This window comes from Sphingobacterium thermophilum (assembly GCF_039541675.1).
Lineage (GTDB): Bacteria > Bacteroidota > Bacteroidia > Sphingobacteriales > Sphingobacteriaceae > Sphingobacterium > Sphingobacterium thermophilum.
The window spans coordinates 553,402-575,182 of sequence record NZ_BAABGR010000015.1 but is presented as its reverse complement, the minus strand read 5'-3'; the positions used below and the strand labels follow the sequence as shown (position 1 = coordinate 575,182).

The following is a 21,781-nucleotide window of genomic DNA, read 5'->3' as shown; positions in this document are numbered from 1 at the left end:
CTTCCATTTTTAAAGTTATTTCGTTAAATTAGCGACCTTTGAAATTTTGATATAAAATACGTGATGTACAAGGAATATAAGCAGTTAAATTTACCGGAGATCGGCAAGGAAGTTTTAAAACGTTGGAAAGCAGAAAACATCTTCGCAAAGAGCATTTCGAACCGTCCTTCAAGTAAACCATATACTTTTTATGAGGGGCCACCATCGGCAAACGGTATGCCGGGTATCCACCACGTTATGGCACGTACCATCAAAGATATTTTCTGCCGCTACAAAACCTTAAAAGGTTATCAGGTAAAACGTAAAGGAGGCTGGGACACTCACGGACTTCCTATAGAATTGGCTGTAGAAAAATCTTTGGGTATCACAAAAGAAGATATTGGCGTAAAAATCTCTGTGGAAGAATATAACAATGCCTGCCGCAGAGAGGTAATGAAATATACCGATGTATGGAACGACCTTACTGAAAAGATGGGTTACTGGGTTGACCTTGAAAATCCGTACATCACCTATCAAAACGAATACATAGAGACCTTATGGTTTTTGCTTAAAGATTTATATAATAAAGGACTACTATATAAAGGATATACGATTCAGCCATATTCTCCTGCTGCAGGTACAGGATTGAGCTCTCACGAGCTTAACCAACCGGGAACATACAAAAATGTTAAGGATACGACAATCGTAGCACAGTTTCGTCTGGACAAAGGTCAGATCCATCCTTTGATGAATGTATTGGTAGAATCTTCCGAAGAAGATGTAGCCTTTTTGGCATGGACGACAACCCCTTGGACCTTACCAGGAAACTCAGCCTTGGCTGTAGGACCTAAGATTGAATATGTTAAAATAAAGACCTTCAACCAATATACAGGATTACCTGTTTCAGTAATCTTAGCCAAAAATCTTGTTAATAAATATTTCAAAGCGGAAGCGGAAAACGCTTCTTTCCAAGATTATAAGTTAGGCGACAAGCTGATTCCTTGGCAGTGTGTAGCTGAATTCAAGGGAGAAGAAATGATAGGTCTTCGCTACCATCAGCTGATGCCGTATGTAACCTCAGAAGAACTGTTGGAAAAGGCATTCCGCGTAATTCCGGGCGACTACGTAAGTACAGAAGACGGTACGGGTATTGTGCACATCGCTCCTACTTACGGAGCAGACGACTTCCGTGTAGCCAAAGAGGCTGGTGTTCCGGCAATTTTGGTGAAGGATGAAAACGGAAAGGAAGTGCCTACCGTAGATCGTACAGGGCGTTTTGTGAAGGAAATCACTGATTTTGCTGGACGTTTTGTGAAAGAAGAATATTATTCTGCTGAAGAACGTGCCGATAAAGATTTCCGACCTACCGACGTTCTTATCGCCATTAAGCTGAAAGAAGAAAACAAAGCCTTTGAGGTCAAAAAATACGAGCACTCCTATCCACACTGCTGGCGTACAGACAAACCTGTATTATATTACCCATTAGACAGCTGGTTTATCCGTACCACAGCCGTTAAGGAACAGTTGGTAGAGTTAAATAAAACCATCAACTGGAAGCCGGAAACTACCGGATCGGGCCGTTTCGGTAACTGGTTGGAAAACCTTGTGGACTGGAACCTTTCCCGTTCAAGATATTGGGGGACACCTCTACCAATCTGGCGCACAGAAGATGAGTCCGAAGAGATTTGTATCGGCTCATTGCCTGAGTTGAAGAGCTATCTGGAAGCTTCTTTAGCCGCTGATGTGCTCAGCGAAGAAGAAAAAGCTACCAACAGAGCCTTTTTAGAAAAATTCGGCACAGAAAGGCTAGACCTTCACCGTCCGTACGTAGACCATATCGTTCTTGTGTCTAATTCAGGCAAAAAGATGTACCGCGAACCGGACTTAATAGATGTATGGTTTGACTCGGGTGCTATGCCTTACGCACAATGGGGATTGGATTACGATAAGCTTGCTTCCGGCGACCCTCTTCCTTTCAAAGATGAGTACAATTCATCGTTCCCGGCAGACTTCATCGCTGAAGGGGTAGATCAAACACGCGGATGGTTCTTCACACTTCACGCTATCTCTACGATGGTTCGTGGTTCTGTAGCGTTTAAAAATGTCGTATCTAATGGTCTTGTTCTCGACAAAAATGGAAACAAGATGTCCAAACGTTTGGGCAATGCCGTAGATCCATTCGATACCATAGAAAAATATTCGGCAGATGCTACACGCTGGTACATGATCAGCAATGCTTCGCCTTGGGATAACCTTAAATTCAATGAAGAAGGCTTAGATGAGGTACGACGTAAATTCTTCGGTACCTTATATAATACTTATGCTTTCTTTGCATTATATGCCAATATCGACAAATTCTCGTATGCCGAGCCTGAAATCGCTATCGAGAAACGCCCTGAGATCGACAGATGGATTATCTCGTTGTTGAACAGCTTAACCAAAGAGGTAGACTCCTACTATGAAGACTACGAGCCTACGAAAGCTGCCCGCGCTATCCAAAACTTTGTCGATGAGCACTTAAGTAACTGGTATGTACGTCTATGTCGTCGTCGTTTCTGGAAGGGTGAATACACCGAAGACAAGATTTCAGCATACCAAACTTTGTACACCTGTCTTATCACTGTAGCGAAGCTGATGTCACCTATCGCACCATTCTTCGCCGACCAGCTATACACAGACCTAAACAACGGAACGAAGAAAGAAAATTTCGAATCCGTGCATCTTGCAGACTACCCTGCCTATAATACGGCATTGGTAGACAAAGCGTTGGAAGAAAGAATGGCCTTAGCTCAAGACATCTCTTCATTAACCTTATCGCTACGTAAAAAAGTAGGTATCAATGTTCGTCAACCATTGAGCAAGATATTGGTTCCTGTATTGGATTCCACCTTCCAAGAGAAGGTAGAACGTGTTAAGGATTTGATCTTGTCGGAAACAAACATCAAAACCATAGAATTTATCACTGACACGACAGGAATTATTAAGAAGAAAATAAAACCAAACTTCAAATCCTTGGGAGCCAAAGTCGGTAAGGACATGAAGATCGTGACAGCAGCTATCCAAGCTTTGGGTGCGGAAGATATTGACACCTTAGAAAAGAACGGTACTATCGCTTTGGCTAATACCGGATATACTATTGGCTTGGAAGATGTGGAAATCATCGCTGAAGATGTGGCGGGATGGCAAGTGGCCAACTTAGGCAACCTTACCGTAGCCTTAGACATCCATATTACGGAAGAGCTGAAAAAGGAAGGTATCGCCAGAGAGCTTATCAACCGTATCCAAAATCTGCGTAAAGACAAAGATTTCGAAGTTACAGATAGAATAAAAGTTACAATAAGCCAAAATAAAGCTATCGAAGAAGCAGCCAAAGATAATTTGTCGTATATTTGCACCGAAATACTAGCTGATTCTATTGATTTTGTGGATGTTGTCCCTCACGGAGACATCGTAGAAATCAACGATAGTAAACTAGAAATATTAATCGAAAAAAACTAGGTTATGGGAGAACAAAAGGAAAAAACACGCTACAGCGACGCTGAGTTGCAAGAGTTCAAAGCTATCATACTGGAGAAGTTGAGGATTGCAAGGCAGGAGCTGGAAGAGCTTACAAAAACTTTAAGTGGAGACAATGCCAACGGCACAGACGATACTGCCGGAACATATAAAACTTTGGAAGACGGTTCTGCAACTTTGGAAAAAGAGCAAATCAACCAACTTGCTGCACGTCAGAAGAAGTTTATCGAGAATCTTGAAGCAGCTTTGGTGCGTATCGAAAACAAAACGTACGGCATCTGCAGAGAAACCGGCAAGCTTATCCAGAAAGAACGTCTGAAAGCCGTTCCTCACACAACTCTAAGTATAGAAGCGAAAAACAAACAGTACTAAAAGAACTAAACTCTAAGAAAATAGCCTTTGCAATTTTCTGTTGTAAAGGCTATTTTATAAAATACTTATGAAAGGCTATACGAAACCCATTACATTAATCGTCATTATTCTTCTCATAGATCAACTATCGAAGTTTTGGGTAAAACTGAATATGACCATAGGTCAGAGTTTCCATGTGCTGGGTGAAAAATTTCAAATCCACTTTATCGAAAATCCCGGCATGGCTTATGGCATGGAATTCGGCGGCGAATATGGAAAGCTCATACTGACCCTCTTCCGTATTATTGCCGTATGCGGGATAGGTTATGGCCTCCATTATATGATCCAAAACAAATATAATCGAGGTTTTATTCTTAACGTAGCCTTAATATTTGCTGGCGCATTGGGCAATATCCTAGACTCTGTATTTTATGGAGTTATCTTCACCGAAAGTACCATGTTTGAAACGGCGAAGCTTTTCCCTGAAGGTGGTGGCTACGCTCCTTTTCTACACGGAAAGGTGGTAGACATGCTATACTTCCCTCTTATTGAAGGGACCTTCCCTTCTTGGTTTCCCGTATGGGGAGGAGAAGAATTTCTGTTTTTCCGCCCTGTATTCAACATTGCGGACTCCGCTATCACTGTAGGAGTATTTTTAATTCTCATATTCCAAAAAAGATATTTCAAAGAAGAACATAAAGAAAAAGATACGCCACACAGCGAGATCATAGAAGACTAAAAATAAAAAGGCTGGAATCAAAATCCGGCCTTTATTTTTATCTTTACTATAAAACAAAACCATATTATGAAAAATCGTTTAACCTTAATAATTACACTACTTTTCTGTTGTGCTGGGTTCCCGCTGTCCGCACAAAACATAGAAATAAAAAAATTAAAAAAACATATCTACTTCCTTGCGGATGACAAGCTCCAAGGAAGAGCTACAGGTTCTGCAGAGTTGGAGAAAGCTGCCAAATACATAGAAAAGGAATTTAAAAAATATAAGCTGAAGCCTCTAGGTACCCAAGGCTTCCGGCAGCCGTTTGAGGCTAAGGTGCGCCGAGTGACAGTCGCAGACAGCATCCGAAAAGCTGAAAACATTATCGGCTTTCTGGACAACGGTGCACTATACACTATCGTCATTGGGGCCCACTACGACCATCTAGGATTGGGTAACTTTGGTGGTACGCGCGAGCCCGCCCACATAGGACAAATTCACAATGGTGCGGACGACAATGCTTCAGGAGTGGCGGGATTGCTGGAAATAGCAAGATATTACAGCTCTAACAAGGTAAAAGAAAAGTACAATCTACTTTTTATTGCCTTTTCGGCTGAAGAGTTGGGGCTGATAGGTTCCAAATACTGGACCGAACATCCTACTCTTCCGCTTGACAATATACATTGGATGCTCAACATGGATATGATTGGACGCTACAATCCGGAAAACGGATTGGCTGTCATAGGATACGGTACAAGTTCCAAATTCCCTACTATATTTGAGAATATCTCCACTCCTATCAAAATCAATAAAAGCCGCGACGGCAACGGTGGATCAGATCAAACCTCCTTCTACCGTAAGCATATCCCTGTTCTCTTCTTCCATACCGGAGGACATGATGACTACCACAAGGCTACCGACGATGCGGACAAAATCAATTATGAAGCGTTAAAAGCTATCTTGGAATTGGAAATTAAAGTATTAGACAATTCCATGATGCAAGAAAAAATGGATTTCATCTGGACAAATTAATATGCGTGTATTACTGACTGGTTCTAACGGTTTTCTAGGACAGAAATTTTCGGAAAAATTATCCCATTATTCATTGGTAGAAAATCTCTTAGGGATTTCAAAATCAGTAAACCGAAACCCCTACCTTAGTCCAGATCAATTCCGTCAGGTGGACCTCGAAAATACCGAAGAAATGGTCGCTACGCTGGAAGCGTTTAAGCCTACCCATATCCTACATACCGCAGCAATGACCAGTGTGGAAGCCTGTGAACAGGACAAAGAGGCGGCATACAGGATTAATGTCGGTGTCACTAAAGCATTAGCAGCCTATTGCAAGCGGAAGGGTATACATCTTACCTTCCTTTCTACGGACTTCGTATTTGACGGAAAAAATGGGCCTTATAGGGAAAGTGATCCAACAAAGGCCGTAAACTTTTATGGCCAGACCAAAATCGAAGCGGAAGAAGCCATAGTACAATCTGCAGCCGACGCCGCCATCTTACGAACTATACTAGTATACGGAGTCATTCCAGACAAGGGGCGCAGCAACCTAGTATTATGGGCAAAAAATCAACTTGAGCAAGGCAAGGAAATAACAGTCGTGGTAGATCAATGGCGTATGCCTACCTGGGTGGACGACCTAGCAGATGCCTGCTACTTAGCGATGCAGCAACGTGCAAGCGGCATATTTCATATCTCTGGAGAGGAGATGATGTCTATAATGGAGGCCGTTAAACTGGTTGCGGATACGTGGAACCTCGACACATCTAAAATACATCCTATCACTGCTGAAGCTATAGGTCAACATCGTAACAGACCTCGCACAACAGGTTTTGTCCTAGACAAAGCCAAGAGCTTTTTGAAATACCAACCCACTCCTTTTGTTGCTTCTCTACATGCCATCAAGAAACAACTGGAAGAATACAAACAGTAAGTAAAAAGCTGTTCCTTATCTGTTATGGGTCGACAAATAGGAACAGCTTAATTTACACAACTAAACAAGATGGATACTTTGATGAATAGGTATGTAAAAATAGTGTGATATCTCTACTTTTGAAATAGTGATAAATCATCAAACACCCCCTATAAGTATAACCCTCTCCTTATTTTATTTCCTAAAAGTAAACTGCACTATCTTTTATTGTATCTTTGTAGCTCTAACATATATACATATTTAAATTAAGGTAGATGGAAGCAAAAAAGGCAAGCGAATCTTACACGGAAATGAATGAGTTGGTGTTACCCAACGACACCAATACTTTTGGAAACCTTATGGGAGGCAGACTACTCTACTGGATGGATATCTGTGCCGCTATGGCTGCACAAAAACATTGCAGCAACGTCGTCGTAACTGCCTCCGTGGACAATGTATCTTTCAAAAGATCCATCAAGCTAGGAGAAGTAGTGACCATACAAGCAAAAGTGACTAGAGCCTTCAACTCTTCTGTGGAAGTCCGAATGGAAATTTTTGCTCAACATTTACCTCAAGGCACGAAAGTAAAAAGTAACGAAGCTTATTACACTTTTGTTGCCATAGATCCTGATGGCAAGCCAAAAACCGTACCTCAGCTTATTCCTGAAACAGAAGAAGAGAAGAAGTTGTATAATGAAGCACTGAAACGTAGAGAACTAAGGCTTATTCTTGCCGGCAAGCTAAAACCTGAAGATGCTACCGAAATTAAAAACTTCGTAAATCTTTTTATACACAAAGGATAAGGGAGAAGCTTTAAGTTTCTCCTTTACCTTTCATATCAGATTTTCTGCAAAAGATAATGGATATCTTTCATTTTAGGAGCCTACAAAGGGCAATAGGGTTGTCCCCTTTTGTGGTCAACGTAAGCAGCATATATTCAAAACGAGTAAAACGGTTAAGAAAAGAATAAACAAAAAACTCCTTAGCGGATTGCTAAGGAGTTTACGAGTTTCCCAATTCTACTATTCGGTCAAATTCTTCTCTTTGGAGAGGCATCACAGATAGGCGCCCCTGTCGTACCAACGCTATATTTTGCAACAGCGGATCTTGTTTGATCATCTCCAAGGTTACTGGCTTCTTCAGCGTCTCCACAGGAGCCAGATCCACCACCACCCATTTAGGATCATCCGTTGTTGGATCCTGATAATATTCTTTGACGACTTTAGCGATACCTACTACCTCTTTTCCTTCATTACTATGGTAAAAGAGAACAAGATCGCCTTTCTTCATGGCTTTGAGGTTGTTGCGTGCCTGATAGTTGCGAACGCCATCCCAAAAGGTTTGCCCATCTTTGTTGAACTGTTCCCAACTATATTTGAAAGGTTCGGACTTAACCAAAAAATAGTTCATACGCTTAATCTTTTATTGTACTACCAATTTAGCTTTTTGGCTGGACAACTTCCATTTTTTCGGCAAAATGTGCACAGTAGTCTCGCAGATCGCCAATGACTTTATCAGCCATAGGATCTCCTCCGGCCGCTCTTATGAAAGAGTCACCCAATGTCTGCAAAGTCTCATAGAAAAAACGCTTCATCTCGTCATATGGCATGTCCTTAGTCCAAAGGTCTATGCGCAACGAGTTTTTATACTGTCCATCCCATAACGCCAGGAACATAGCTTTGGCAGGGAGAGGTTCCTCATTCTGACCATCTGTTGAAGACCATTCAATAGCCTCAGGAATGTTTTTCGCGTCTAAGCTTACTTTTAATTTTATCTCTGCTGTTTTCATTTACTGTAATTTCAATAATATAATCAATATACCCACAAGTAGCATAAATACCACCTGCATAATCCACAATCTGCTTAAGTCTTCAAATACCAAGCGAAATCCCAAATCTATGAGGCTGATTACAATAATCCACACCACGAGCCATCCCCATGACACTAACATTTCCTGCCCGGATTGCCACTCGGAAATCACCCATAACAACACTACTGCCAATGTAATATTTAGCGGTGTAAGCTTCATATTATCTGCGTTTACCGGATTTGGCTTTCATCTTCGGCTTTGCTGAAGACTTTTTAGCGTTAGACTTTCTATTATATGCAAAACCTCCAGACTTTTTTCGCTCTTTCTCTTTCAGCACGTGCTTCTTCTCATGGAATGCCCCTTTAAAGTCCGGATTTTCTTTTCTCTTCTGATTGTCAATTTCCCGTGCCATTTCCTGTCTTTCGTGGAAGGAAGTTTCTTCTACGAGCACCTCATCGGGTACCGGTGCCACGGGAATCTGCTGACGGATCAGCTTTTCTATTTTTTCAATATAATACATCTCTGCCGGATTGGCAAAGGTTATGGCATCCCCCTTGTTGAAAGCCCTTCCGGTACGTCCTATGCGGTGTACATAGTCCTCAATGACGATAGGCACATCAAAATTGATGACATGACTTACGTTAGAGATGTCGAGCCCGCGGGCTGCTACATCTGTAGCCACCAAGAAGCGTATTTCTCCCGCTTTGAAAGCATTGATAGAGTTAATCCGAGTATTCTGCCCTTTGTTGGCATGTATCACCCGTACGTTTTCTATACCATATTTGCGCTCCAAGAAACTATATACATTATCTGCTGCCTCACGGGTTTTACAGAAGATGATGACTCTTCGGAAGGTCTCATCATCCTTAAAAAGATACTGGAGCAGGTTGATCTTGGTCTTCAGGTTAGGCACATGGTAAAGCACCTGCGTCACTGTCTTTGCCGGCGTAGCCTGCTCCGACACCTCTACCACTGTCGGGAACTCCAAGAAATCTCCTGCAATTTTATGCACCAGCTCACTCATCGTTGCCGAAAAGAGCAGGTTCTGACGCTTGCGTGGCACCACTTCTAAAATACGATGGATCTTAGAGATAAACCCCATGTCCATCATCTTATCGGCCTCGTCCATCACCAAGAATTTCAAGGTCTTCGTGTTGATATAGCCTTCCAGATAAAGATCCAAAAATCTTCCAGGGGTAGCGACGATGATGTCGCAGCCCTTTTCCAGCTGTTCTTTCTGCGTTTTGGGACCTATGCCGCCATACAGCACCACCGTACGTAAATCCAGATAGGTAGAGAACATACGTATATTCTCTTCGATCTGTAGTGCAAGCTCGCGCGTAGGCGTTAGGATCAGCGCCCGCGGATCATTGCCCTGTGCATATTTCAACTTCATCAAAATAGGCAGCACAAAAGCTGCTGTTTTCCCCGTACCGGTCTGAGCGATACCCATCACATCCTGTCCCGCCAGAATAGGCGTTATGGCCTTCTGTTGGATTTCTGTAGGATGCTGATAGCCTGCCTCAGCTATCGCAGTAAGGATCTGCTTGTTGAATTTGAAATCTTCGAATGATGCTTGCATTTGACAAAGATAGACAAAACTAAGGACTTATCTTGCCTGAGCTATGTCACAAAAAGCAAACTTAAATGGGCAAAATGTTGTTTTCTGTGTGAATAATATCCATTTTTGTTAGAAATAAGAAAATATAATGATGAAAAAAGTAGCGTTACTATTTGTTTTTTGTGCTGCCACCCTCTTTGCGATGGCAGACGAAGGCATGTGGTTTCTGATGCACATAAAGCGTCTTAACGAAGCCGACATGCAGAAAAAAGGACTTCAGCTCACCGCTGAAGAGATCTATAGCATCAACCATTCAAGTCTTAAGGATGCCATCGTACAATTCAACGGTGGATGCACGGCAGAGATTGTCTCTCCTAATGGACTTGTATTTACCAACCACCACTGTGGCTATGGTGCTATTGCCGAGCTGTCAACGAAAGAAAATGACTATCTGACTAACGGTTTTTGGGCTAAAAACTACAACGAAGAGCTTAAACCAAAATCCCTATATGTACGCTTTTTTGTACGTATGGACGACGTTACCAAACGTATCCTAAGCTTGGTAAACGACAAGATGTCCGAAAAAGAACGTAACGCCATTATCCAAAAGGAGATTGCTAAAATCGAAAAAGAAAATTCGGAAAACGGCAAATATGTAGTAAACGTAAAATCTTTCTACAATGGAAATGAATACTACTATTTTGTTTACCAAGATTATCACGATGTACGTCTTGTAGGCACGCCTCCAAGTAGCATCGGTAAGTTCGGAGGCGACACCGACAACTGGGAATGGCCAAGACATACGGGCGACTTCTCCATCTTCCGTGTATATGGAGATAAAGACGGTAATCCGGCTCCTTACTCCAAAGACAACGTGCCTTTAAAACCTAAACATTATTTACCTATCAGCCTTAAAGGTTTCCAAGAAGGAGACTTCTCGATGATTTTAGGTTATCCGGGCCGCACAAACCGCTGGATGCCAGCAGCAGGTATTGACCAAAACGTATTCTACGCCTACCCTGCTTGGGTGGAAGCCTCTAAAGTAGGCATGGACGCCATGAAACGTCACATGGACAAAGACCAAGAAGTGAATATCAATTACGCTTCAAAATACTCTAGCGTGGCAAACTACTGGAAAAACCGCCAAGGAATGATTGACGCCTTGACAAAACACAAAACCTCTGCTACAAAACGTAAAGCAGAGAAAAAATTCCTCAAATGGGCTTCCAAACCTGCAAACAAAGAGCAGTATGGCGATGTCATTCAAATCATCAATGACTATTATGCTTCCACAAATCTGAAGGCAAGACACGACAACTACCTTACGGGAATGTTACGTTCTTCAACCTTTGCTACCTTACCTTATTCCTTAGGTAACGGATTAAAGCAATATCCCGCCAACGAAAACAACAGAAAAGAGTTAAGACCTCGTCTAGAGGCTTTCATTGCCGACAACTATGAAAAGCTATACCTTCCACTGGAAATCGACGTCTTGGCAGAAGAACTAAACCTTTATGTAGCCAAGGCAGGTGATGACATAGCACCTTATATCGCTGATCTTGCTAAGCAAAACAAGAAGCAGTTTTCCGGCACAATCAAAGAGGCCTTCGATAAGAGTATTTTTAGCAGTAAAGAGAGACTGGAAGCTTTCTTAGCAAATCCTTCGGTAGAACAAGTCGACAATGATCCTTTGTTCAAAATATCGACAGCTATAGCCAACAAATACCGCGAAAGAACCCCTCAACAGGAAGAGGCGGAAGATAAATTCCAAGCTGCATACCGCAAATATATTGCGGGCTTCTTAGCGATGAACCCTAAAGGAAAATACTATCCTGATGCCAACAGTACCCTTCGTCTGACATATGGTACCGTACGCGCACTTCCAAAAGACAAACGCAATGACGCTAAAGTAAATTACTATACTACGTTGGATGGAACCATCGCCAAGTATAAGCCTAATGACGAGGAGTTTGACCTTCCTGCCAAATTGCTGGAATTACACAAAAACAAAGATTATGGCCGCTATGCCGACAAAAACGGCTATATGCCTGTCAACTTCTTAACCGACCAAGACATCACAGGAGGCAACTCTGGTTCACCGGTGTTGAACGGTAAAGGTGAACTTATAGGACTCGCCTTCGATGGCAACATAGAAGCAATGGCTGGTGATGTAATTTTCGATCCGAAATTACAGCGAACCATCAACGTGGATATCCGCTACGTCTTATTTATCATTGACAAATTTGCAGGAGCGCAAAACATTATAGAAGAGCTTAAAATTATAGAGTAATTAAAGACAAAATAGCACTTTTTCCTTAAAAAAAGTGCTATTTTGTTGTTTTTATGATTTTTGTTTTTGTATATTTATTACATCATAGAAATTAACTTATATAGAATAACTTAATTATAATTAATAACATGGAAAACTACACTAAATTAAAAGAACTAGTAGCTTCTATCGAAGCAGATGCGCAAAAATTTTACAACAATGGTAACTCAGCTGCGGGTACACGTGTTCGTAAAGGTTTACAAGAAATTAAAACCTTAGCACAAGAAATTCGTAATGAAATTACTGCTATAAAAAATGCAGCAAAAAAATAGTCTTTTTATATAATTTAGAAAGAGACTTTCACAAAAAAGGCTCACCATTTTTGGTGAGCCTTTTTTGTGGTATAAATGCATATCATTAAAGCAATGTAAGACGAAGGATGTAGTTCAACATATCCTCATTCAGGAAATTACCTAAATTTTGTTTTAACATTGCTTTGAGCTCATTTCTTGTCATACGTTTGGTTTTCGGATTTTCGAAAGCCTTTTTGTCCAGCTCTGTTCCTCCTGTAAGCTCCACCTTTGTAGCGAAGTAGGACACGTGCTGGCTAGGAACCACCATACCTAGAATCATTCCCGGCAGACCATGAATAGATTCAGGGCCTCCATCTACAGGAATTTCTACGGTATAATATGCCACTACATAGACTGAGTCCTGTGTCAAGCCATTGGCACGACGGCAGTTATAGCCTGCGATTTCGCGGTATTCATCGGTAATTTTCCATTTGATATTCTTTATAGAATCTTTGATGATAAACTTTTCACCAGCGAAATCATTGAAACGCTGATAATCTTTCGTCTTAAGATTAGAGTATGTTGTTGCCTCCATGTCCAGTCCAAGCTGCATGATAATCATCTTCAACTGCTGATCAATCTCTTGTTTTGGATGCACGAACATCGTCTCACTGCCGTTGAACTTAAGCTCTTTCTTCAGCACCATATTCTCCGGCAGTTGCGGCAACATAGACTCCAGATACGTTTTGAAGGTGTTGTCCGACCTTTCTATAAACTGTTTACGAACAATGTTCTTTATGTACATGGTTTTGTCGAAATACACCGTACCTGATTCTCCGAACAAGGTGTATTGAGCTTTGGCACTGCTCATACTTATTAGTAACAGTACCAAAGCACATATATATCTTAACTGTATCATACTTCTCTTTATCATTTTTTTATTTAATAAACATTTTGTTGAAGTCCCACGACAATTTCAGCATTACATAGCGACGGATGGTATCATATCTACGTTGCATGAATACGGAATTGGATTGACTTCTTGAATAGCCCACATTTTGGTTCAATAAATCATATACAGCCAAATCTAGCACCAATGACTCGTCTTTTAGGAACTTTTTACTCACTCCCGGATCGATCAACAGACGTGATAAACTTTGGTCGAACGCATCCGTAGGTGCTTCGTAAGTGTAAGAGTAGTTGGTATAAATCTTAAATCCTTTAGGGAAGAAATATTCCACTTTACCTGAAGATTTGAATACAAATCCACTGTTATCTTGATCAGGACTTAAATTGGATGTCATCTTACGATACTGCGGATTCAAGGAGATATTAAAGTTCAGACCTGTCTTTGTATCACGGCCAATATCATAAGAAAAGCTGTAGCTATCCGATTTAATAAGGTTTTCCTGACCATTGAAAAAGTTGTTGTACTGGGAGTTGAGTAATGTCAGCTGGATGGTATTGGTCAGCCCAAGTTTATTGCTTAGCTTGAAGTAACGACCTGCCCAGCCGCTAAAGGTTTTATCCGTCTTTCCATCAATGTTGGCCCAACGGTAATAGTTCACCCCATTTTCATTGGTAATATTCTGCGAAATAGGGTCATTCACAAAGCTCACATTTCCTCCTATATAAAGGTATGTTCCTGACAACGCTTGGAAAGAATAATACCCTAAAGATCCACTATTATTAAATGAAGGTTTTAGTGACTCATTTCCTTCGTAGAAATTCAACGGATCATTATTGTTACGCAACGGTTGAATCTGACTCAATGAAGGCAATTGATTTTTACCACTGTACTGGAACCACATGTGCTTGCTCTTAGTAATTGCCCAGCTTCCTGTAATCATAGGATTATACGTGAAGAAAGAGCGTTTCAAGGTCGCAGAAGTGTAGTTGTTCGTTTGGTCCAAGGCGTCATCACTTAAGATGTTATTGAATCTAACCTTTAAGCTTTCTCCAGCATAATTAAGACCTACACTTACGTTTTGGCTCAAGCGGTTGTAATCATAGTTGTTACTGAATGTCGAATCCAACATATTTCCTTGTGTATTGAAAGATTCCATCAAGGAAGTGTTGTCCACCTTTTCCACATTATATCCTACAGAAAGGTTTAACTTCTTGGTCAGTGGTTCTGTATAAGTCACCCCTGCGATAAGATTGTTAACTTTCTGATTGTGATTTTTATATTGATCGGTGATGGTATCTGCAGCATTTGCTCTGCTAAGGGTAGAGTACAGTGTTCCTCCACCTGTATTCTCTTCTCTCTTCACTTCGGCATTCAACGATATGGAGCGTCCTTTTTTCATAAATTTCTTAGTATACAGTAAGTAAGCACCATAGTTGTTGATCTCGCTGTCGCTCACCTGACGACTTACATTTTCTGCAACAGGAGAGCTCAAATCGTTTCCGAAGTTTTTAGAGTTAGTTTGATCCTCTGACCAAAGATTCTTACGCGACACATTCCCTCTCAGCAAGATACTGTTCAGTGAATCCAATTTAAGGTCGTATCGCAGATTCACCCTATGCTGATCGTTTTTGGTATCTACCATTTTACGGGTCTCACTGTTGATAATTCCGGACATGAGGGTTTCATCCACACCATCACTCTTAATGTTGCCGTACTTATAACTTAAGTTGACAGTATGCTTATCTCCGTTAAACTTGTCGTTATAATTAATACCGCTATTTATGGCACGAGGGATACCTACTACGCCCTGACCGGAGAATGGATCCACCTGGCTTTCCACAAAGGTTATACCTTCATCCGACACGGTGGAGCCGGAATCTCCTCCGTATTTTTGTGCATCTTCCCAGTTCATCGAAGTTGTAGCATTGTTACCTAACAAGCCGTAGGCCGAAATCTTTTGTGAGCCCTTGAACTTGTTAAACATCAATTGCCCCATATAGTAGCCATCTGTACCACCACCGGCCAAGGCCTTACCGAAGATACCATTCTTCGCATCTTCTTTCAATTTCAGGTTTATTGTCTGCTCTCGCACACCATCATCCACGCCCGTTCTTTCAGCTTGGTCGGACATCTTCTCATATACCTGAACTTTATCCACCATATCCGAGCGGATATTGCGCGTAGCCAGCGTAGGGTCATCCCCAAAGAATTCCTCTCCATCCACCAACACTTTTTTTACGGTCTTTCCCTGCGCGGTAATATTTCCTGAAGCGTCCACTGTAATCCCTGGCAGCACTTTCAGAAGATCTTCGACCTTCGCATTTTTCTCCATCTTAAATTGGGAGGCATCATATTCAGTAGTATCGCCCTTAATCGTGATGGCAGCACGTCGTTTTACCACCACCTCCTCAATAAGGTGGGCAACACTGGTCAACAATACTTCTCCCAGATCAGATTCAGGTTCTGTTTCTTTGATTTCTTTAAAAAAATCGGCATACTTAGGGTAAGAAACGACTACCAAAAAGTCTCCCGACTTAGGTTTGTTTAACGAAAAATCACCCTTTTCATCCGCTCTGGTGTAGCCCACAAGTATAGAATCTTGGGCCTGTAACAACATTACCGAAGCATTCTTCAAAGGGATTTTCTCAGAAAGGTCCAAAATACGACCGGAAATCTTATCCTGCGCCATACTCTGAACCACACAAAACAATAAAGCGATTAAGCTAATAAAGGTTGTTCTCATATTGGGGTTTGTTAATAAATTCCTTAAACTTAAAATATTTTTGCTAAAACAAAGAAAATAGCTTCTATATAAAATTCATAGAAGATTACCGTTAATGAAACGTTAACATCGGTAAACACCGCATTTTTGTCGGTAAAAGTCTGTCGAAAAATCTTCAAATTACGTTCTGTTATGGAGGAATGTGAAATAAACTACTATTATCCATAATAATGTCTATTTTTGTAAAAAACACATACTTAAAATGCAAAAGATCAAACAATATGTAGAAGCAAATAAAGACCGCTTCTTAGAAGAGTTATTTGAATTATTGCGCTTTCCATCAGTAAGTGCTGACCCTCAATATAAAGAAGGCGTGTTGAGTACCGCCGAATTTGTAGCTCAAAAGCTAAAGGATGCCGGAGCCGACAATGTGGAGATCTGTCCTACGGCAGGCTATCCTATCGTTTACGGCGAGAAAATCATAGACCCTTCATTACCGACAGTGTTGGTTTACGGTCACTATGACGTACAACCAGCCGATCCTTTGGAATTGTGGGAGACCCCTCCTTTTGAGCCTACCGTCCGCGATGGCAAGATTTACGCACGTGGTGCCGCTGATGACAAAGGTCAGTTCTACATGCATGTGAAAGCCTTCGAATATATGGTCAGAGAAAACGAGCTGGCATGTAACGTGAAGTTCATGATAGAAGGAGAAGAAGAAGTAGGATCAGCAAACTTGGGTACTTTCGTTAAAGAAAACAAAGAACGCCTTAAAGCAGATATCATCCTGATTTCTGACACCTCCATGATCAGCATGGAAACCCCTTCTATAGAGACAGGACTTCGTGGTCTCTCTTACGTAGAGGTGGAAGTTACAGGCCCTAACCGTGACCTGCACTCTGGTGTTTATGGAGGTGCGGTAGCTAACCCAGCGACTATATTAGCTAAAATGATTGCCTCCCTACACGATGAAAACAACCACATCACTATCCCAGGCTTCTACGATGACGTCGTAGAGCTGTCGGCAGAAGAAAGAAAAGCACTCAACGAAGCTCCTTTTGATGCTGAAGAATACAAAAAAGATCTTGGCGTGGAAGAACTTTGGGGAGAAGAAGGCTTCACCACAATAGAACGTACGGGAATCCGTCCTACATTGGAAGTTAACGGTATCTGGGGAGGATATATTGGTGAGGGCGCCAAAACCGTATTGCCTTCAAAAGCTTACGCTAAAATTTCTATGCGCCTAGTTCCGAATCAAAACTCGGACCGTATCACCGAACTGTTTAAAAAACACTTCGAATCTATCGCCCCTAAATCGGTGAAGGTAGAAGTGAAGCCACACCATGGTGGAGAACCAGTCGTAACGCCTACAGATAGCATCGCTTACAAAGCGGCAGAAAAGGCGTTGGAAGAAACTTTCAACAAAAAACCTATCCCTACACGCGGTGGCGGCTCTATTCCTATCGTAGCTTTGTTCGAAAAAGAATTGGGCATCAAGACTGTATTATTAGGTTTCGGATTGGACAGCGACAACCTTCACTCGCCAAATGAAAAATATGGCATAGAAAACTACCTCAAAGGAATCGAAACCATTCCTTTGTTCCACAAATATTACGCTGAATTAAGCAAGTAAGAAAAACAGCATATTTTTAATAATAGGTCTATAGCTTTATAGACCTATTATTTTTTTATCTTCGTACAAGCAAATCTAAACTAGATAGAACTTTTTATGATCAAACTTCTCAGGAAAATACATACTCTACTATACTTTGCCGCTGTACTTTTATTTTTCATTCCGTTCTACCCTATCCTCTATTTCTTCACCAGACAGCCTCAAAAATATTATAAGCAGATCGTATGGTGCCGCAAATGGATCAGTATCATGGCTATCCATCTGGTAGGAATACGATTTAAAGTCACCTACGAAGATAATATTGACTGGAGCAGACCTTTTGTTATTTGCCCCAACCACACATCCATTCTGGATATTACCGTATTGACCTATCTGTGTCCCCAGCCTTTCTCCTTCATGGGGAAGATTGAACTACTCAAAAATCCGGTGACACGCATCTTTTTCAAAAGCATAGATATTCCTGTGGATCGAAAGAGTAAAATGTCTTCCTTCCGTGCCTATAAGAAAGCAGATGAGTACCTTAAAGAAGGTAAATCCATTGTCATCTTCCCCGAAGGAAGAATCAACGATATCTATCCACCAAAACTTAGCGAATTCAAATCCGGATCTTTCCGACTGGCCATAGACAATAAGGTATGTATCCTTCCTATCGTCATTCAGGATGCTTGGAAGGTTCTATGGGATGACGGACAAAAGTATGGTTCCAGACCAGGCACAATACATATCAAGGTACTAAAACCTATTGACACACAAACCCTTACACAAGGAGAGTTTGATGATCTGCAAAATTACGTTTACAACAAAATGAACGAACATTGGACGCAGGAATAAAACGTTTTAACCTTATAAATAACTGTATAACAGAGAAATGTAAATTACATTTCATTTAACTTGCAATTATTAAATAATATATTATTTTTGCGAAAATTGAAAACTAAAATTGTAAGACTATGTATTGGACTCTAGAATTAGCATCGCATTTAGAAGATGCACCATGGCCTGCTACAAAAGATGAGTTAATCGATTACGCAATTCGTTCTGGTGCTCCTGTTGAAGTAATAGAGAATCTTCAAGCTTTAGAGGATGATGGTGAGCCTTACGAAAACATCGAAGAAATTTGGCCAGACTATCCAACTAAAGATGATTTCTTTTTCAATGAAGACGAATACTAATTTCAAATAAAAATCGCACTCCTACTATAGAGTGCGATTTTTATTTACAAGAAACCCTAAATTGAATTAAACGAAATTCGCTTACCTTTGTCTTTATTGAAAAGACATGTATGCGACAATTTTTCCTTATAGCATTTTTTCTGTGCTTTAGCACCAAAATTTTCGGGCAAGTCCCCTCCGTAGAGAATGAAAGCCCTACCACTCTTATCATCCAGCCCAAAATAGGATATTCTTTTTCCAAGACTACCTTTAACATTGCTGGCAACGAACGCGGCACCAGTCCCAATATACTTTCCGAACTAATATGGGATCCTACCAACCAGATAGACTTGGGCGCCGACATACGTTTGGCACATAGAAGCTTTTATCTAAGAACAAGCCTTTCGGTCAACAGCACCTTCATGGGTAACGTTGCCGATACCGACTACGATGGTGACAACAGAACCTTGGCGTATAACCAGTCACATCACAGCAACCACAAAGGTTGGGGCTATTCCCTGTGTCTCCAACCGGGTTATTTTTGGGTGAGAAACTCTACGTTGTCGCTCGCTACGTACCTTTCTGTCGACTATTCGATGAAGCAGCTTTACCTACTCAACGACAAAAATTGGACTGCTTCGCATCCTAACTATATTTCGAATCTAAATTCCTATTACAAATACCGTTTTCCGAGCTATGGTCTTGGAATAAACTTATCCTATAACCTTTCAACGCAATGGACTATGGAGGTGGATATGGAAGGATATCGGGCTAATTACAATGCGTATGGACACTGGAACTTACGGGACCTTTTCGAGCAACCTAAAAGCTATGAACACCAAGGAATCGGCACACGCCTTCTATCATCTTTGGGACTGTACTACGTGCTCTCTACGAGGACAGCAGTAGGTTTAAGTTATACATTTAATCATTACTCCATACAAGACGGCAAAGACTTTGCTTATACTACCACCCAAGGCGTTTTAAGAACAAAACTGAATGACGCTAATGAAAGCAAACATTCATTTCTTCTAAATTTGCGTTACTATCTTCCGTTACGTTAATCTTTTGTGGATTCCTACAGTCGTATATAAAAATCATAATCATGAGACTTCTATTTACTTTTCTTCTCTTCTTGCAAAGCATCACACTCTTCGGACAGGATACCGTGAGCAACAAACTGGACGACCTGCAACTTATTAAACAGTTTATTGCCGAACTGGCGAATGAAAACAAACGTGCAGACGTAGTGCTCAGTCAGTATGTACAGGTAAACAACCCTGGAGAGGAATTATACGACTATCTAGAGGCTAGCTTAGAAGAAATACGCATCAACCTTATGACCAAAAATATAGAAGACATACAATATATTCCTTACGCGCAGATGCCGCGAAAAGAAATTAAAGATATTGATCTCGAAGGCCTGAACAGCGATAATATCTATTTCTTAAAATATAGAGGGCGTCACCTATTAGCATTATACGTCGAAAAAGACAAAATAGCCTCCTTCACCCTCGTCTCCAAGGGTTATAACAAAGCACATTTCGTGTTATATTAAAAAAACTCTTCTATCCCAATCTATACCTTTTATAGAACACTAACTTGTAGTGTGATTTATTTTTCAAAAAGCAACACAACGCTATGTTGACCAAAAGAAATAAAAAATAACATCTCATTAATTTTTTATAAAAACCCTTGACATTTTTAAAAAGATAATTGATATTTGTTAACAACAATTTAGAGATGAACGCATTTGTATCAAATAACGCTTGGTGGTGGCACAACAGTTGATGTTGTGGCAATCCCTATTGCTGAGTTTGATTACAATCACAATATAAGAGGCTTGCCAATAAAATGGTGAGCCTTTTTGTTTGGCATCCTATCAATCGATTTTTATTATGAAAGAAATTCTTAGACATTTATTTGAATATAAATCCTTCAGTCGCAAGGAGGCTTATGAAATCTTGACGAATATTGCTACAGGCAAATACGATTCGCACCAGATTGCAGCCTTTATGACAGCGTATGGCATGCGCAGCATACGGGTGGAAGAGCTGGGTGGCTTTCGTGATGCCATGTACGACCTGTGCTTGAAGATGGATTTCGACGGCTACGACCTTATTGACATGTGTGGCACAGGTGGTGACGGCAAAAATACGTTTAACATATCCACTTTAGCATCATTTGTCGTGGCCGGTGCTGGATACAAGGTTGCCAAGCACGGCAATGTGGGAGTCTCTTCCGGATGTGGATCCTCAAATGTCATGGAGTACCTAGGCTATCAATTTACCAACGACAAACCAACATTACAAAGGCAGCTCGATGAAGCCAACATATGTTTCTTGCATGCTCCTCTCTTCCATCCTGCTATGAAGACCGTAGCGCCTATCCGTCGCGCTTTAGGTGTAAAGACATTCTTCAACATGCTGGGGCCGTTGACCAACCCCGCCAATCCACGCTTTCAGTCCGTAGGCGTTTTCTCTCTAGAACTTGCCCGTCTTTACGGCTATCTCTATCAGAATACTGACAAGCAATATAGCATTATACATGCATTGGATGGATATGACGAAATCTCGCTCACCGGAGATTTCAAAGTTATCACTAATCAGGGCGAACATTATTTTACCGTGGAAGATTTAGGCTTCACACCTGTACGTGCAGAAGAGTTGGCCGGCGGCGACAACGTGGAAGAGGCGGCAAAAATTTTCAAAACCATCATCGAAGGTAAGGGGAATGACACCCAAAACAACGTCGTACTCACCAATGCGGCATTTGCCATTAAGACATTCCATCTAGAGAAGTCATTTGGTGACTGTTATTACGAAGCCGAAGCCTCTCTGCTAGGGTTAAAAGCATTAGATAGTTTGAAGAAATTGATAAAAATATAACCATTTGGGTTTGCCACCTGAAGAATCAAAAATTGGAACTAGTAATGACTTTTTAA

20 protein-coding genes are annotated in these 21,781 nt (G+C 41.1%); 14 read left to right on the top strand and 6 right to left on the bottom strand.

Translation table 11 applies throughout. From position 1 onward, the window contains the following. The first annotated feature begins 63 nt into the window (after positions 1–63). The 6 genes from ileS to ABD873_RS08390 all read left to right on the top strand — a co-directional run bounded on the left by ileS (position 64) and on the right by ABD873_RS08390 (position 7,291). Positions 64–3,477, top strand: a complete 3,414-nt coding sequence (ileS, locus tag ABD873_RS08415) for an isoleucine--tRNA ligase (protein ID WP_345067219.1) — start codon at positions 64–66, stop codon at positions 3,475–3,477. Positions 3,478–3,480: 3 nt separating this feature from the next. After that, positions 3,481–3,867 carry a TraR/DksA family transcriptional regulator gene (locus ABD873_RS08410; protein WP_039054421.1) on the top strand — a complete coding sequence of 129 codons (387 nt, stop codon included), beginning with the start codon at positions 3,481–3,483 and terminating at the stop codon, positions 3,865–3,867. A gap of 67 nt (positions 3,868–3,934) precedes the next feature. Continuing rightward, positions 3,935–4,585 carry a lipoprotein signal peptidase gene (locus ABD873_RS08405; protein WP_345067214.1) on the top strand — a complete coding sequence of 217 codons (651 nt, stop codon included), beginning with the start codon at positions 3,935–3,937 and terminating at the stop codon, positions 4,583–4,585. A 66-nt stretch (positions 4,586–4,651) separates the two neighbouring features. Then, on the top strand, positions 4,652–5,596 hold the full coding sequence (locus ABD873_RS08400) for a M20/M25/M40 family metallo-hydrolase (RefSeq protein WP_345067211.1): 945 nt from the start codon (positions 4,652–4,654) through the stop codon (positions 5,594–5,596). Position 5,597: 1 nt separating this feature from the next. Then, the gene (locus tag ABD873_RS08395) at positions 5,598–6,509 is read left to right on the top strand and encodes an SDR family oxidoreductase (RefSeq protein ID WP_345067208.1); all 912 of its coding nucleotides are present in this window, start codon (positions 5,598–5,600) and stop codon (positions 6,507–6,509) included. Positions 6,510–6,763: 254 nt separating this feature from the next. Then, positions 6,764–7,291 carry an acyl-CoA thioesterase gene (locus tag ABD873_RS08390; RefSeq protein ID WP_345067205.1) on the top strand — a complete coding sequence of 176 codons (528 nt, stop codon included), beginning with the start codon at positions 6,764–6,766 and terminating at the stop codon, positions 7,289–7,291. 199 nt (positions 7,292–7,490) lie between these two features. Here ABD873_RS08390 and ABD873_RS08385 read toward each other — a convergent pair whose 3' ends face one another. The 4 genes from ABD873_RS08385 to ABD873_RS08370 are packed head-to-tail and all read right to left on the bottom strand — an operon-like array spanning position 7,491 to position 9,880. Continuing rightward, complete coding sequence (locus tag ABD873_RS08385; RefSeq protein WP_345067202.1) at positions 7,491–7,898, bottom strand: EVE domain-containing protein; 408 nt, start codon at positions 7,896–7,898, stop codon at positions 7,491–7,493. 28 nt (positions 7,899–7,926) lie between these two features. Next, on the bottom strand, positions 7,927–8,277 hold the full coding sequence (gene gldC, locus ABD873_RS08380) for a gliding motility protein GldC (protein WP_039054419.1): 351 nt from the start codon (positions 8,275–8,277) through the stop codon (positions 7,927–7,929). Beyond that, positions 8,278–8,517 (bottom strand): hypothetical protein, encoded by a 240-nt coding sequence (locus ABD873_RS08375; protein ID WP_345067198.1) that lies wholly within the window; start codon positions 8,515–8,517, stop codon positions 8,278–8,280. A 1-nt stretch (position 8,518) separates the two neighbouring features. Then, positions 8,519–9,880: a DEAD/DEAH box helicase gene (locus ABD873_RS08370; RefSeq protein ID WP_039054417.1), complete on the bottom strand. Its 1,362-nt coding sequence runs from the start codon at positions 9,878–9,880 to the stop codon at positions 8,519–8,521. 127 nt (positions 9,881–10,007) lie between these two features. Here ABD873_RS08370 and ABD873_RS08365 point away from each other — a divergent pair, with 127 nt between their 5' ends. After that, positions 10,008–12,149 carry a S46 family peptidase gene (locus tag ABD873_RS08365; RefSeq protein ID WP_345067195.1) on the top strand — a complete coding sequence of 714 codons (2,142 nt, stop codon included), beginning with the start codon at positions 10,008–10,010 and terminating at the stop codon, positions 12,147–12,149. A 128-nt stretch (positions 12,150–12,277) separates the two neighbouring features. Continuing rightward, entirely contained in the window at positions 12,278–12,460 is a 183-nt protein-coding gene (locus ABD873_RS08360; RefSeq protein ID WP_345067192.1) for a histone H1, read from the top strand. Between the two features lie 85 nt (positions 12,461–12,545). Here the strand turns inward: ABD873_RS08360 and ABD873_RS08355 are convergent, their stop codons facing one another. Continuing rightward, positions 12,546–13,340: a GLPGLI family protein gene (locus ABD873_RS08355; RefSeq protein ID WP_345067189.1), complete on the bottom strand. Its 795-nt coding sequence runs from the start codon at positions 13,338–13,340 to the stop codon at positions 12,546–12,548. A 19-nt stretch (positions 13,341–13,359) separates the two neighbouring features. Continuing rightward, positions 13,360–16,074, bottom strand: a complete 2,715-nt coding sequence (locus ABD873_RS08350; protein ID WP_345067186.1) for an outer membrane beta-barrel protein — start codon at positions 16,072–16,074, stop codon at positions 13,360–13,362. 241 nt (positions 16,075–16,315) lie between these two features. Between ABD873_RS08350 and ABD873_RS08345 the strand changes: the two genes are divergently transcribed. The 6 genes from ABD873_RS08345 (at position 16,316) to trpD (ending at position 21,725) form a co-directional block, all read left to right on the top strand. Then, a complete protein-coding gene (locus ABD873_RS08345) occupies positions 16,316–17,686 on the top strand; it encodes a dipeptidase (RefSeq protein WP_345067183.1) in 1,371 nt (456 codons plus the stop codon). 96 nt (positions 17,687–17,782) lie between these two features. Further along, the gene (locus ABD873_RS08340) at positions 17,783–18,517 is read left to right on the top strand and encodes a lysophospholipid acyltransferase family protein (protein WP_345067180.1); all 735 of its coding nucleotides are present in this window, start codon (positions 17,783–17,785) and stop codon (positions 18,515–18,517) included. Between the two features lie 119 nt (positions 18,518–18,636). Next, the gene (locus tag ABD873_RS08335; protein WP_002996718.1) at positions 18,637–18,858 is read left to right on the top strand and encodes a DUF2795 domain-containing protein; all 222 of its coding nucleotides are present in this window, start codon (positions 18,637–18,639) and stop codon (positions 18,856–18,858) included. A gap of 110 nt (positions 18,859–18,968) precedes the next feature. Further along, positions 18,969–19,901: a hypothetical protein gene (locus ABD873_RS08330; RefSeq protein WP_345067177.1), complete on the top strand. Its 933-nt coding sequence runs from the start codon at positions 18,969–18,971 to the stop codon at positions 19,899–19,901. 41 nt (positions 19,902–19,942) lie between these two features. Continuing rightward, complete coding sequence (locus ABD873_RS08325) at positions 19,943–20,395, top strand: hypothetical protein (protein ID WP_156138268.1); 453 nt, start codon at positions 19,943–19,945, stop codon at positions 20,393–20,395. 340 nt (positions 20,396–20,735) lie between these two features. After that, positions 20,736–21,725, top strand: a complete 990-nt coding sequence (trpD, locus tag ABD873_RS08320; protein ID WP_039053702.1) for an anthranilate phosphoribosyltransferase — start codon at positions 20,736–20,738, stop codon at positions 21,723–21,725. Positions 21,726–21,781 lie beyond the last annotated feature (56 nt).